This is a genomic window from Vibrio sp. R10-SG-ISO4, from assembly GCF_059834135.1.
On sequence record NZ_JCBDHJ010000023.1, the window covers coordinates 1 to 14584 of the forward strand.

Consider the following 14584-nt stretch of genomic DNA (forward strand, 5'->3'; position numbering starts at 1 on the left):
AACCCCAGTTTGTCCAAATTTTCTCGTTATCTATGAACGATAGCTCAGACAGATCTAGCCCTGTTTTATCTGCCAATAAACTATAGAAACCTCCAAGCGAAGATGATGATTTATACAGCTCACAGATCTCTTTGACTGTTATCTCTTCTTTTAATAACTGGAGACGCCGCAACCGTCTTTCTTCTTTTTTTCTTGCACCGACATGCGCTTCCTGACAGAGCTTCTCAATCCACTTACCTATTCCGTGCCAAGATTGTCTGTGATGGTCCCCCCATACATCAAGGTCGACAACCAGCGTAGGAGATTCGTAATCAAAAGCGTGATCATTACCAAAAGGAAAAACAACATCAACAGAAATACCTTTGTTAACAGTGCCTTTTGCAATAAAGGTATTACCTACACGCTCTATTCTGTTTTCGACCGTGATTAAGCAAATTTTTTTTGTGCAATGATAAATAGATTCACCACATACGCCCTTCGCTGCTATCACGGCACCGAGATCTCGTTCGGCTACCATCTCATCAATATGCTCAACGAGAATCTCTTCGTGTATTCGGCCACTTTCTTCTAGAACACCTTCAGAAGCTCCCCCTATTTTTTCATCGGTTACCTTCAGCCACCTTCTAGGAGCATCGTTCAGTACAAACTGTTTAAGCTCTTCTCTGTTAAGGAGTAGATTCATGTTTGAGACATCTATCTCTAACGCAGAAATGCCCAATTCATGGTAGAGCTCGGTATGTTTGGAATCTTTACGGTTAGTATAAAAAACCTCAATGGCGAAGGGCTCAGAATCACTGTTTACGAAACAATCAGCGATAATTTGACCGTTGTGTAAGTTCCTTTCCAACTCGACGGTTTTAATCTTAACGGAGTTGCTCAGAGATCGGAGGGGAGCGTTTTTGGGCGCAGTAGAGATTTTCTCGTTAATGCTCTCCGCAATAATAGCTTTCGCAAGCTTATGCTGGATGCTCTCTATACTGCAGTTACTCGTTGAATTATGCGCAAAGTGATCAGCTTTCTGCTCGCCCATTTTTGAAACGAGTTGCGAACCACATGATATACAAAAGCAGTTGCATTTTTTCCCTCGCTGTTGCTCTCTATCCAGTTGAGAAATATTCACTAGCTTTCGTTCTGAGCTAAGCGCCCATGCTGTTCTTATTGCCATATTAATTTCACTCAGGAATCAATATGCGATAATGAGACACAATCAAAATTGAACCAACATCATCGGCTTTCCGACCAAAGTCAAACAGCAAATCTATACTCCTCATTCAATACCAACCTCTAAACATGAATCAAGGTGAGCTATTCTGGGTTATTGTAGGAAGCATGAACCCCGTCAAAGTACCCCTGAGCAAATGCAGCATGGGGACTCTTGTGTCTCACTGATCCTGCCTGACTTTCGGGAAGAGAGTCTATATCTAGATTCAGGACTTCCTCCCTTGTTAGTCCTGCCTGATAACCCCTTTCGTAAGCACACCCTGCACACTTATGACGACCAAACCCTCCTTGATCTTTCGGCAATGATTCAAAAAAAGGCCAGTGACGATGGCTCTCATTACAAATTGGCATGTAACACCTCATATTCAATCAAAACAATATATTACTGCCACCCGACCGAATATTATGCACTCTGTATCACACAATCACAATTGAGCTCGACTTCACCGCAACCAACCAGGGAGTTGAACTGGCGTCCAAATATTAATGAGCCAATCTTGCCATCCAACTTGACAGAGGAAGTGACACACTATAACTTACTGTTAGTTAAGCTTTTATTGAAAAGAACGGTAAAACTCCCGCCAGCTCCACCAAACGTCTGAAAAGGCGGTAAGTTATTGACTTACCGCCTTTTTTTGTCTTTATTTTTCGTTCGTGTACCACTTGCACTAAAAGTTAGTACTAAAAATGCGCTATCTAAAGATATCCTCATCTGGTATTTGGCAATTAACTCGCCCCTATCGCAGCTTTCATAGCTAAAACAATCCATTCTGCTCATCAATAATTTTGACTTACGCTCTATGAGTAATCATTTACTCATAAATAGTCTATCTGCATATTAATGAGTAAAATTTTACTCATTGCTTGAAAACAAACGACTTTACGAGTAAAGTTTTACTCATTGATAAGTAGAGGTGTTGTCAATGGAAGAACTAACCGTACAAGCTTTTATCAGAGGTGAATGGATAGATACTGGTATCATCTCATTCCCTAAAAGTAGCCAACATAATTTCCGAGTGACTGAACTCAACTACCTCAGCGACTATGCGCTAGAACATCACGATAAAGATGACTTTCACGCTGTTTCACTAAACCACCCTGTCTCATTCTTTTTTAATGACATGGGTAAACCTGGATGGTTAACGTTTCTAGACGATATTATGCCTAGTGGTGCTAGTAGACGATACTGGGTCAAACACCTAGATATTGACGACCTTAGTTCTGATGAACAAGACTATGTTTTGCTCAAGTTTGGCACAATGTCGCCTATTGGTAACTTAAGAGTAAAAGACTCTCTTCCTGAGCGCTACGAAGTAGCAGACAACCTCTACTTCTCTGTTGATGATGTTAAAAATCGAGCTGGTGATTTCCTCGACTATGCACAGCAAAGAGGGGCCGCCGCAGGTGGTGCAACAGGGGCTGGAGGTGAAGCGCCAAAACTGATCCTCCGATGCGGTTTCGATCATGGATCGGGCAGCGAAAAAATATGGATTGACCCATACCAAGATGACAATAGTAACCACGACTTACATTACTTAGTAAAGTACCCTAGAGGCTCAAGAAGCACCATCGACTGTAATATTCTAAGAGCTGAGTTCTACTTCTACCACGAGCTAACAGAAATGGGAGTTGAAACGATCTCCACCGACGGGATGCGCTTGGAGGAAGGATTAAACTACCCTTCCTTGTGGCTTCCTCGATTTGATGTTCAAGTTATTGATCAACAAATCGAAAGATTTGGTATGGAATCTGTGTATTCCATTTTGAACAAAGGCGCTGGAGTCACTCTTGATCACGAAACAACAATCCGAACTCTTATAGAAAAAATGACTGAAAGCAATATGGTTAAACACCAAGGGTATAGGTTTGATACTCAAGCTTTCGTCATTGAGTGGGTGAAGAGAGATCTGCTCAACATATTGTTTGGTAATAGTGATAACCATGGCAGAAACACTTCATTCTTAAAAGGTGATGGAGTCATAAAGCTTGCTCCCGTTTACGACTTTGCACCAATGAAAGCTGACCCTGAAGGCATCCCAAGAACAACAAAATGGAAAGCCCCACTAGAGGTTGGCGGCACTTACGACTTCGTAGGAATAGCGGACACCTTATCTGATCTCGTGCCAAAAGAAGTGTTATTACAAGAGCTAGAGGTTACTGCAAGTCAATGCATTGACTTAAAGCAGAGACTAGCATTACGAGGAGTGCCAGAACAAATCTTAGAGATGCCAGCCGTTGGACTTAATCATATATCAGAAAAGCTCACTAAATGGGGGCTACTATGAATCAGCCAAGCAATAAAGAGTCCGTACAAGATACAGTTGCTCGTCTAAGAGCAAAGCGAAATCAAAATCAGCACAAGACTGGGACGAATGCAACTCATTCGACCAATGAACGATCGCAACTTAATACTCCGACGAGATCGAAAACTTCAAAAAACGCCAAAGCAGTCAGTGCAGTAGAACGCAAAACAGAGGCAAACAAAATCATCAAACACTTATTGCTTGGAGAGCTAACACAAGGCCAAGCGTTGAAAAGTTTACGCATTAATATACTGGGACTCAAACAGGATGTGTTCGCAAGACTTGTCGATGTCTCAAGAAAAACACTCTCAGATATAGAGAATGATCGGGGCAGCTACAACACAGAGATTCTCAACAAGGTGTTCAAACCATTTGGCTTAAAAGTCGGACTGCTCCCTACTTCTGTCAGTACGTTAAAATCGCTGATAGATGATAAGCAAGCAGACTAAATTAGGCTTATGACGCTCACTGAGCCTCAACGGCTTGTTGGCTTAGCTTATGCTTCATATGACCGAGTACGTAGCGCAGCGTGCCATAGTCGTATTGTTCATTGAACGCTTCAAACAAAGGCTTTAACTTGTTTTCATTGATGCTGTTAAGCGCAGTCGCTTTCTGTTCAATATCGCTGAGCGCATCAGAGCTAAGTTCCACTAATTGTTCGAGTTGGCACGCTCCACTCTCAATGGCGGCGCTGAGGTGACTCTGTATCGTGGTCTCGGCCAGTTGACGGTGGGCAGCGACACTCGCAACCGACGCCATCTGGTGAAAGAGCTCAACCGACTGTTGCTCGGTATCGTTCAAGCGGCGCAGCTCAACGGGTTTGTCTTCCATTACGGCTAACAGCGCTTCACCATATTGACTCACTTTGGTATCACCAAACCCTGAAATATGACGAAGCTGATCCAATGTTTGGGGTCGAGCTTTGGCTATGGCTTTCAAACTGACATCTTGACAGATGACATACGCTGGCACGTTTTGCTCTTTCGCCAAGCGAGCACGTACGGCTTTCAAAGCAAGAAATTGCTCCGTATCTGAAGGAGATAATGAGTCTGCGGCGCTCGATTTCGTCGATTGGTTCGACTTCGCTTTGCGCAGTGCGCGCAACTGGACACTCTGCTCGCCTTTTAAGATGGGACGACATTGCGGCGTGAGCACTAAACGGTTGTACTCACCTTCCACCCGTAGGTAATTCATCGCGATGAGTTGACGAAAGACGCCTTTCCATTGATTGGCATTGAGCTCGGTGCCAATCCCAAAGGTAGACACCTTGTCGTGACCAAATCGTTCAATGCGATCGTCGCGCTTGCCTAACAAGACATTGATAAGATATGTGACACCAAAACGCTGCTCACATCGGTATACCGTCGACAACGCCTTTTGAGCCGCCTCTGTGCCATCCCAAGTGGTTGGCGGCGTCAGGCAGTTGTCGCAGTGGCCACACGGCTCCTTCATCTGCTCATCAAAGTAAGCGAGAAGGGTTTGCCGGCGGCACGTCACCAACTCACAGTAACCAAGTAGGGCATTCAGTTTTTGAATTTGCACTTGTTTATAGGCGTCACTACCGTCTGAGTTTTCTACCATCTGGCGCTGCATCACCATATCTTGCATCCCGTAGGCCATCCAAGCATTGGCGGGTTCGCCATCTCGGCCCGCGCGCCCCGTCTCTTGATAGTAGGACTCCAAGCTTTTCGGTAAACTCAAGTGAGCGACAAAACGCACGTCGGGTTTATCGATGCCCATACCAAACGCAATGGTCGCGACGATGATCACGCCTTCCTCACGCAGAAAACGTTGTTGATGCTCATTGCGCTTTTCAACCGACATTCCGGCATGATACGCCAATGCGGTTCGACCTTTGCTCGCTAACCACTCTGCTGTCTCTTCCACTTTTTTACGCGATAGACAGTAGACGACGCCCGCATCGTTCGCGTGATGCGCAGAGATGAATGACCACAAGTCATTCTTTGCATTGCTTGGCTCACTGACGTAGTAGCAAATATTGGGGCGATCAAAACTGTGGACAAACACTTGGGCCGATTGAAGCGCTAGCTGACTGATGATCTCTTGCTGCGTACGCTTATCAGCCGTTGCGGTAAGTGCAATGCGCGGCACGTTCGGAAAGCGTTGATGTAAAACAGAAAGCTGTTGATATTCTGGTCGGAAATCATGTCCCCATTGGCTCACACAGTGTGCCTCATCAATCGCAAAGAGCGATACGCGGCACTCGGAGAGCAAGTCGAGGGTTTGCGGCATCATCAAACGCTCTGGGGCGATGTAGAGAAGCTGAATCTCTTCACGTCGAATCTGATCTTCAACTTCACGCTGTTCATAGCGATCTAATGTGGAGTTGAGGTAGGCAGCGGCCACACCGACTTGCGCTAATGCATCAACCTGATCCTTCATCAAGGCAATCAACGGCGACACAACCACCCCCACGCCTTCTCGCACAATGGCTGGAATTTGGTAGCAGAGCGACTTTCCCCCACCGGTCGGCATCAAGGTAAGCACATCACCGCCTTCAACCAACGTCTCGATGATCGATTGTTGCTGATGACGAAACTGATCGTAACCAAATACAGAATTGAGTACCTCTAACGGGGTCGGGCGATGCACGGCGAATATCCAAAGTCTGAAAAATAGTGCCACTATCCTACCTCAATAAGCGCATCAATTCAGAGGAGATAACTGAGGTGTCTGCGGGTAACATCACCGCTTTCCATACTTACGTGCAGCCGTTTCATTCACTTACTTGACTCAGCAAATATGATCCAACTCTCCCAATGCAGGTTAATCTTGTCGTACAATATGAAGTGAAACGCAATTTTAAAAAACTTCACTCCCTCTTTTATAGTTAGGTTCCCTTGTGACACATCTCGACTGGTTCGTACTTGCGCTCTATTTTGTTTTCTTACTGATCGTGACCAACGCGTTCAAACGCCACGCTTCTAATGCCGACGGCTTTATTAAAGGCAATGGCGCAATGACGTGGTGGATGGCGGGCGCCACCGCCTTCATGACGCAGTTTTCGGCATGGACATTTACTGGCGCGGCAGCCAAAGCGTTTGAAGATGGTCTCAGCATCATGTTTGTCTTTTGGGGCAATGCGTTAGGCTTTTTTGTTTCAGCGCTCTTTTTTGCGTCGCGTTACCGCCGCTTAAGGGTTGCTACGGCGATGGATGTCGTGCGTCTGCGTTTTGACAAGTTGTCTGAGCAAGTCTTCACTTGGTCGAGTTTTCCCATCACACTGATTGGCGCAGCGATTTGGCTTAATGGATTGGGCGCCTTTTTGTCGGCCACCTTTGGCATTAGTATCGACATCACTATCGTCTCTATTTCTCTGCTGGTCACCTTTATTGCCCTCACCGGAGGGGTTTGGACGGTCTCTGCGACCAATGTGATCCAACTGGTGCTGTTGGTCACTATCACCATGGTCGTTGGGGCCACTGCGGCCAAGCACGTCGTTAGCCTACCGGTTGAATCTTTGTCAAACACCGTCATGGGCGAGAGCATGCACACCTGGCAGATTTTCATTACTTGGGTGGCCATCATGCTGCTGAAACAAACGCTAACCACGAATAATGCCCTCAGCAGCTATCGATTCCTCACCACCAGCAATGAGAAAGAAGCATCACGCTCGGCGTTGCTGGCTGGCGCGCTGTTTCTCGTCGCACCGCTGCTTTGGTTTGCCCCGCCTTGGTTTGTTGCTTCACTCAATATTGATTTGGGCTTGAGCTACCCAGAGCTCGGAGGTGGAGCCAACAACGCCGCCTACCTTTACTATATCGAACACTACATGCCACAAGGGCTATTAGGGCTGGTGATGGTGGCGATGTTAGCGGCGACCGTGTCTCCGATGACCACTGCGCTCAATCGCAACGCCGGCATTGTGGTCAACAATGTCTATCTTTCCCTAATCAATCCGCACGCGAGCAGCGAGCAACAGATGCGTCTGGGTAAAATCGCCACAGTCCTGACCGGTCTGTTGGCTTGCGGCGTAGCGCTGTTGTTTGCTCGTATCGAAGACTACAGTCTGTTCGACATCATGATGATCTTCTCTGCCTTGCTGCACATGCCGATGTCGATTCCCTCACTATTGGCCATGCTCAACTTACGTACGCCGCCTTGGTCTGGCTGGGCGACGGTTCTGGTCGGCATCCTGGTTTCCGCATGGATGCATTTTGTGTTCGATGTTCATTGGCTTGAGCCTTTCATCGGCCCGCTCAATCATAGAGAAAGCGTTGATATGATGGTGGTGTGCAGTCTCTTGGCACATGTTATTGTCACTGGTGGTTTTTTCCTTTCTACCGCTTTGATGACCAAACGCCCCTATTTCAATCACACCGTGAGTGAGCGAATCCACACTCCGATTTCCACGCAAGAACAAACGCCGATTGATCACGCCAACGGCATTTTTATGGGGAAAGCAATGACGGCGCTGGGCATCATCGTGGCGCTGTTTGCTGTCACCACTGACAACTTTGCCGACGGCACGATTTTCGTCGCGATCGGTGGAGCGATATTGGTATGCGGTTTTGCCTTGATGTCGATGTCTCTGCGTTTGCGAAAACTCGAGTCAGCTCACGCTGCTGAGTGTTAATTACTGGCGCTCTCCATTTAAGCAATCACGTGCTTATCTCACGGTGTAGAGTTCGGCTGCACCTTTTTTGGGGTTGTGGGTTGTGGGTTGTGGGTTGTGGGTTGTGGCAAGATTTGATGGAAACCTTACACAGAATCAAGCACTTCGCAAAACGAGGTTCGCCTAGCAATGTAAAAAGGAAAATAAGCATCGCAAATTTGAAAAAGATAGCTAAAATGTGCGTTTGCTTTTATTTGACTAGAGCAAACATGCCTATGTAACCGTCCGTTTTTCTGAGGAAGTGACATTGAAAACGCTACATCTTTCCGCACAAAACCAAAACGATATCGAACAAGCGAAGTCGCTTCTTGCTTCTGGCGAGTTGGTGGCTATTCCGACCGAAACCGTTTATGGACTCGCGGCAGATGCCACCAACCCAGAGGCGGTAAAGAAGATTTTCGCGGCGAAAGGCAGACCGGCAAATCACCCGTTAATCGTACACATTGGCCAAGTGCAGCAGTTATCCGATTGGGCGACGGAGATCCCAGAGGAAGCGTACACCATTGCTAATGTCTTTTGGCCTGGTCCGGTTACCCTGCTCCTAAAGAAATCGCCACAAGCTAATTCTGTTGTCACGGGCGGTCTAGAGACCATTGGCGTTCGCATGCCGGCGCACGACGTGTTTAACGAGCTGCTCTCTAGCGGGCTGGCCGTTGCCGCCCCATCCGCTAACCCTTATAAGAAACTGAGTCCAACCTCAGCGTCGCACGTACTCAAATCGCTAGGCGGTCATATCGCTGCGGTGCTTGATGGCGGAGATTGTGCTCATGGCCTTGAGTCAACGATTGTCGATCTCACACAACGTCCATTTCGAATCCTTCGCGCAGGTCCCATTAGCGCGGCGCAATTGTCACACACATTAGGTGAAGAAGTGTGTTCGCCTCAAGCGCATAATGTCGCCGTCCCGGGTAACGTGACCAGCCATTATCAACCTAACACCTCAGTGAAGTTGGTCGACATTGATCATCTACCGGAAGTAAAGGGAGAGGTGGCTTTGCTGCACTACTCACCGTTACCTACGGATTTGAATGTTCGCGCAATGAAAATGGCGGATAACGTGGCTCAGTACGCACACGATCTGTACCGCGCGCTTGATGATGCTGACCAATGGCACTGCGATGAGATTTGGGTAGAAACGCCACCTCGCAGTGACGAGTGGGTCGCGGTGCACGACCGCCTTGGCCGTGCACAATCCAAGCTGTAATCAGTACAGGCTGCGCTAGCGGGTCATTTTTTTTACAAACACCACCACAAACAGGGCCATGGTGAAACTGCCTAAAAAGGCCTCAAGCGCAGCAATAAACCTCGCAACACCAACCGGTGAGATGTCACCGTAACCGAGCGTGGTAAAGGTCACCACACTGAAATAGAGTGAGTTAAAAAACTCCAACAGATAAAAACGCCAGCCCGTCACCCCTTCGTAAATCGGATGCGCCCCTGTGGTATCAAGAAAGAAATAGGCCATCGCGCACACCATGATCAAAAAGATCGAAAACAGCACTACGCGGACGGGATCTTCGCCATAGCCACAAAACAGATCGACCGCTTTGGATATACACCGTTTGGTACTGAATTTGGGTAACTGATAACGACGAAAACGCATCTCACGTTTAAAGAAGTCTCCCGCCATCTCAAACAGTCCTTGTTTTTCGCACTGTTTACGAATGTTACGACACACCTCTTCCGCCTCCTGATAGAGACTGGCGGTGAGCGTTCTATCGTGCTTTTTCTTTGCTTGCCTGGCATCGAGTTCTTGTTTTAGGAAGCGTCCCCACTCGACATTTTCTAGCTTGGCACGCCCAATATCTGCGCCCAATAAATTGCATTTATCCAATTTCGCACAGTGCAGATTGGCGCCGAGCATCTTGGCTTTCATCAAAGAGGAGCCTCGAAGATCTAAGCCGAAAAAATGCGCATCGGTGAGGTCTGCTCGATAAAAGTCGGCCTCACGACAAAGATACCCGTCTTTACTGCCTCGATTGACCAAGTCTACATCCGTCAAATCGGTTTTCGCTAACTGAAAGCCATCCAGTGGCTTGCCCTCTGCGGCCCATTGCTCCACTTGCTGTTTGATGTCGTCGTTACTTTTATCGATGTTCGGATCATGCCAATAGCACAGTCCTGACTCACCACTAACTTGATCGCAGCACCAACCATCTGGATTACGATAGCTGCATAACCGCTCATTCGAATTCATACATGCCGCTCCCTCACTCTGCCAACAAAAGGCTATCCCGTTGACTTTTTAAGTGTAGAGCCAACAAGACGCAGCGCCAGATTAATTGGCGATGGTGGCCATCACCGTAGTTTACTCACCCACATCGCACTGCGCTCTTAACCACTGTTTGAAGACCCGCGTGTGTGCGTTGTCCACATGGGTCAACACAAAATACCCCGCACCTGCTGGAATGGGCTCATAAGGTGCGACTAACCTTTGCATTGAGATTTCATCGCCCAGCAACGCCATACGGGCCAAGGCGACACCCACGTTCGCCTCTGCTGCCGACATCGCCATATCGGTGCGATTGAAAAAGTGACCACGTTGGCAGTCAAAATCCATCCCTTGCTGCTTGGACCAATAGCGCCACTCATGATCTCTAACGGCCCCTTGCCAAAGCATCGCATCATGCAGCAACGTCACCCGCGACCACACCTCATTGGACGAATGCGACGAAAAATGCTGCTGATAGTAATGGGGGCTCATCACAGGGAGCAGTGACTCCGCCATTAACAGTTCAGCGCGATCATCTTTGTAGGGGATCGGACCATAGTCGATCGCAATATCAAAGTCCTTATGCTGGCTATCCACCAATGCGCCCTCGGCAAAGGTGTGAACCTGAATCGTCGGGTGTAAACGATAAAAGCTCTCTAAACGAGGGACGAGCCATTTAAACGCGAAAGAGGGAGTTAGCTTCAGACGAATCTGCGCTGCTTCGCCGGAGGATCTCACTTGCGCGGTCACGTCTTCAATGGCTAACAGATGCGGCGTTACCCCCTCGATCAGTTTTTTCCCCTGCTCGGTTAAGCGAATCCCGCGCGGATGACGTTCAAAAACACTAAAACCCAAATGTTGTTCAATGGACTTTACCTGCTGACTGATCGCTCCCGGCGTGAGGTTTAGACGACTTGCTGCTTGGCTTATCGTCGGGTACTGCGCGACTTGGCACAGTAAATGAACACCTTGAAATAACATCTGGGTCATGAGCGCGCTTTTAGTTTTTCTAAATGATGTGTTTAATTTTTATCGATTGTTACGTAAATGTAAATCGCAGATTCTTAGCCAAAATACCAATGAGGAGAATGATGTGAAGGTTGTGGTGATGGGCAGTGGAGTCATCGGACTCACGAGCGCTTGGATGCTCAATCAAGCAGGATGTGATGTGACGGTTATCGATCGTCAATCTCGCGCAGGCGAAGAAACCAGTTTTGCCAACGCAGGGCAAATCTCTTATGGCTACTCTTCTCCTTGGGCCGCTCCCGGCATTCCGCTCAAGGCGATCAAATGGTTATTCGAGCAACATGCGCCGCTAAAGATCAAACCTATGGTGAGCCGCGAGCTATTCATTTGGATGACGCAAATGCTGCGTAACTGCCAGCTAGAGCGCTATCGAGTGAACAAAGCCCGCATGTTGACGATAGCAACTCGCAGCCAGAAGAGCTTAAAAAGGCTCAACCAAACGCACAAGCTCGATTATCAAGGACGCCAGAAAGGCACACTGCAACTGTTTCGTCATACTCAGCAATTGCAAGCGGTAGAAAAGGACATGGCGCTGCTTGCCGAGGCAGGCACTCGCTTTGAACTGCTCGATGCTAATCAGTGCCTTAACCAAGAGCCCGGTTTGGCTCATATGCAGGGTGAGCTGGTCGGCGGCCTCTATTTACCGGACGATGAAACCGGTGACTGCCACCTTTTTTGCCAAGAGCTCCAGCGTCTGTGTGAAGAAGCTGGCGTGCAGTTTCATTTCAATACCCGTATTCAACGTCTAACTGCGTCTCAGCAACGTGTCTGCGCCATTCACACCGATGCCGGTGATTTCACCGCCGATACCTTCGTTGTCGCAATGGGCAGTTACAGCAAGGCATTGTTAGAGCCAATAGGGCTAACCCTCCCGATATACCCCGTCAAAGGCTATTCGCTTACCTTACCTGTCAGCGATGATCAGTATGCCCCCTCTTCCACCATTATGGACGAGACCTACAAAGTCGCCCTAACGCGCTTTGATGACAGAATACGCGTGGCGGGTATGGCTGAATTGGCTGGCTTTGACGGTAAGCTAACGGCCAAACGCCTGGCGACGCTCAATCATGTCGTCAGCAACCTATTCCCTCGCGGTGCCTCTTTTGAGCATGCACAATATTGGAGTGGGTTTCGCCCAATGACGCCCGATGGCACGCCGATCATTGGCCCAACACCACTGAGTAACCTCTTCACTAATACTGGTCACGGTACGCTAGGATGGACGATGGCGTGTGGCTCCGCCGAAATATTAACCGACCTTGTCACCGGAGATCGTCATCAATACCCGCAACTGAGCATGAGCCGCTACGGCAAATAGTAGCATTCACTAAATCAACCGGCATTATCAGCATATTTAACAAATAGAATTTGCACTTTTCCATAAAACGCATCGACCACCAGATGCGTTTTACCATTCTCAGTTTTGGCACGAGAAGACTAAATGATGAAGTTTTAACCTATCATTTCTCTTCTGATTGGAATTTTGTGGATGGAATCACGCCAAACAAGATTAATAGATAAATGATTTAACATTAAGGTTACAAAAAGGTTAATATGCTGTTCGAAATTAAACACAACCCCCCTTTAAGCGATATGCCGTTTTGTCGCTAAAGGGACTCAACAACTAACAGGGAAATTCATATGCAGTCATTTGTTGATTTTATGAATGGGATTATCTGGAGCCCGGCACTGATTTACTTGTGCTTGGGCGCGGGTTTGTTCTATTCAATCATGACTCGATTTGTACAAGTTCGACACTTCACCGAAATGTGGCGTTTGCTTCTGTCTGGAAAAAGTTCTTCTAAAGGCATCTCTTCATTCCAGGCTCTGGCCGTTTCACTCTCTGGTCGTGTCGGTACAGGTAATATTGCCGGTGTCGCTGCAGCGATCGGTTTTGGCGGCCCAGGTGCTGTCTTCTGGATGTGGACAGTCGCATTTTTTGGCGCGGCAACCGCGTATGCAGAATCGACACTGGCGCAAATCTATAAAGAAGAAGATAACGGCGAATTCCGTGGTGGTCCGGCTTACTACATCGAGAAAGCAATGGGTCAGAAATGGTATGCGTGGATTTTCGCAGTCGCGACCATTTTTGCGTGTGGCTTCCTACTTCCTGGTGTGCAATCGAACAGCATCGGTAACGCAGTCGAGGCAGCATTTGGCTCAGGTGACATGATCGAAACGGCCATCGGCACCTTCAGTTTCGCGAAAATCTTCACCGGCACACTGATTTCTATCATTCTTGCGTTCATCATTTTTGGTGGTGTAAAACGCATTGCGAGCTTCACTCAGATTGTCGTGCCTTTCATGGCATTGGCGTACATCGTCACCGCTTTCATCATCATCCTACTGAACATTGGTGAAGTGCCACGCATCTTCTCAATGATCATCGGTGATGCATTCACGCCGATGGCAGGTGTGGGTGCCGCGATTGGCTGGGGTGTTAAACGTGGTGTTTACTCAAACGAAGCGGGTCAAGGTACAGGGCCTCATGCGGCGGCAGCGGCAAGTGTTGAGCACCCAGCTCAGCAGGGACTAGTGCAATCTTTCTCTATCTACATTGATACTTTGCTTGTTTGTTCAGCCACAGCGTTCATGATCTTGATCACTGGCGCGTATAACGTTCACGGTGCAGAGGGCTTCATCATCCAGAATGTCGCGGCTGATATCGCGGCGAACGGCCCAGTGTTTACTCAAATGGCGATTGAAAGTGCACTGCCAGGCATCGGCAAACCGTTCATCGCTATCGCGCTGTTCTTCTTTGCCTTCACGACGATTCTGGCTTACTACTACATCGCAGAAACCAACGTTGCGTACATCCGTCGCCACTTCAAAGTTGACGGCTTGATGTTCATCCTTAAAGTCGCGTTGATTGCCGTGGTGTTCTACGGCACCGTCAAAACCGCAAACCTCGCATGGGCGATGGGTGACGTCGGTGTAGGTTTGATGGCGTGGTTAAACATTGTCGGTATTTTGATCATCTTCTTTATGTCAAAACCTGCCCTAAAAGCACTGAATGACTACGAAGAGCAGCAAAAACAAGGTGTTGAAGAGTACACGTTCAACCCAGTGAAACTTGGCATCAAAGGCGCTGACTACTGGGAAGAAAAATACCGCAGAAAAACAGGACTCGATCCGAAAGCAGAAGCGGAATCAAAAACCAAAAGCGTTGAGCAACCTTCAACCTAA

At 47.9% G+C, this 14584-nt stretch carries 10 protein-coding genes; 6 read left to right on the forward strand and 4 right to left on the reverse strand.

Annotated features, from left to right (window positions below; translation table 11 throughout):
* On the reverse strand, window positions 1-1165 hold a 1165-nt coding region (locus tag AC6R03_RS16830; protein ID WP_500653678.1), incomplete at its 3' end, for a competence protein CoiA family protein.
* Window positions 1166-2144: 979 nt separating this feature from the next.
* On the opposite strand from AC6R03_RS16830, the gene AC6R03_RS16835 reads away from it, so the two are divergent.
* Together AC6R03_RS16835 and AC6R03_RS16840 are read left to right on the forward strand one after the other, a co-directional pair.
* Window positions 2145-3506: a type II toxin-antitoxin system HipA family toxin gene (locus AC6R03_RS16835; protein WP_500631488.1), complete on the forward strand. Its 1362-nt coding sequence runs from the start codon at window positions 2145-2147 to the stop codon at window positions 3504-3506.
* Window positions 3491-3973, forward strand: coding sequence for a helix-turn-helix transcriptional regulator (locus AC6R03_RS16840; RefSeq protein WP_500631489.1), 483 nt, complete (start codon window positions 3491-3493; stop codon window positions 3971-3973). Before AC6R03_RS16835 ends, AC6R03_RS16840 begins: the two co-directional genes overlap by 16 nt.
* Before the next feature lie 16 nt (window positions 3974-3989).
* Here the strand turns inward: AC6R03_RS16840 and recQ are convergent, their stop codons facing one another.
* The gene (gene recQ, locus AC6R03_RS16845) at window positions 3990-6170 is read right to left on the reverse strand and encodes a DNA helicase RecQ (protein ID WP_500631490.1); all 2181 of its coding nucleotides are present in this window, start codon (window positions 6168-6170) and stop codon (window positions 3990-3992) included.
* A gap of 217 nt (window positions 6171-6387) precedes the next feature.
* Here recQ and AC6R03_RS16850 point away from each other — a divergent pair, with 217 nt between their 5' ends.
* Window positions 6388-8121, forward strand: coding sequence for a sodium:solute symporter family transporter (locus tag AC6R03_RS16850; RefSeq protein WP_500631491.1), 1734 nt, complete (start codon window positions 6388-6390; stop codon window positions 8119-8121).
* Window positions 8122-8407: 286 nt separating this feature from the next.
* Entirely contained in the window at window positions 8408-9364 is a 957-nt protein-coding gene (locus tag AC6R03_RS16855; RefSeq protein WP_500631492.1) for an L-threonylcarbamoyladenylate synthase, read from the forward strand.
* A gap of 15 nt (window positions 9365-9379) precedes the next feature.
* On the opposite strand, the gene AC6R03_RS16860 is transcribed toward AC6R03_RS16855, so the two are convergent.
* Both AC6R03_RS16860 and AC6R03_RS16865 read right to left on the reverse strand, forming a co-directional pair.
* Window positions 9380-10357 (reverse strand): ion channel, encoded by a 978-nt coding sequence (locus AC6R03_RS16860; protein ID WP_500631493.1) that lies wholly within the window; start codon window positions 10355-10357, stop codon window positions 9380-9382.
* A 111-nt stretch (window positions 10358-10468) separates the two neighbouring features.
* The gene (locus AC6R03_RS16865) at window positions 10469-11362 is read right to left on the reverse strand and encodes a LysR substrate-binding domain-containing protein (RefSeq protein ID WP_500631494.1); all 894 of its coding nucleotides are present in this window, start codon (window positions 11360-11362) and stop codon (window positions 10469-10471) included.
* A gap of 103 nt (window positions 11363-11465) precedes the next feature.
* Here AC6R03_RS16865 and AC6R03_RS16870 point away from each other — a divergent pair, with 103 nt between their 5' ends.
* Window positions 11466-12716: a D-amino acid dehydrogenase gene (locus tag AC6R03_RS16870; RefSeq protein WP_500631495.1), complete on the forward strand. Its 1251-nt coding sequence runs from the start codon at window positions 11466-11468 to the stop codon at window positions 12714-12716.
* A gap of 323 nt (window positions 12717-13039) precedes the next feature.
* A complete protein-coding gene (locus AC6R03_RS16875; protein WP_500629239.1) occupies window positions 13040-14584 on the forward strand; it encodes an alanine/glycine:cation symporter family protein in 1545 nt (514 codons plus the stop codon).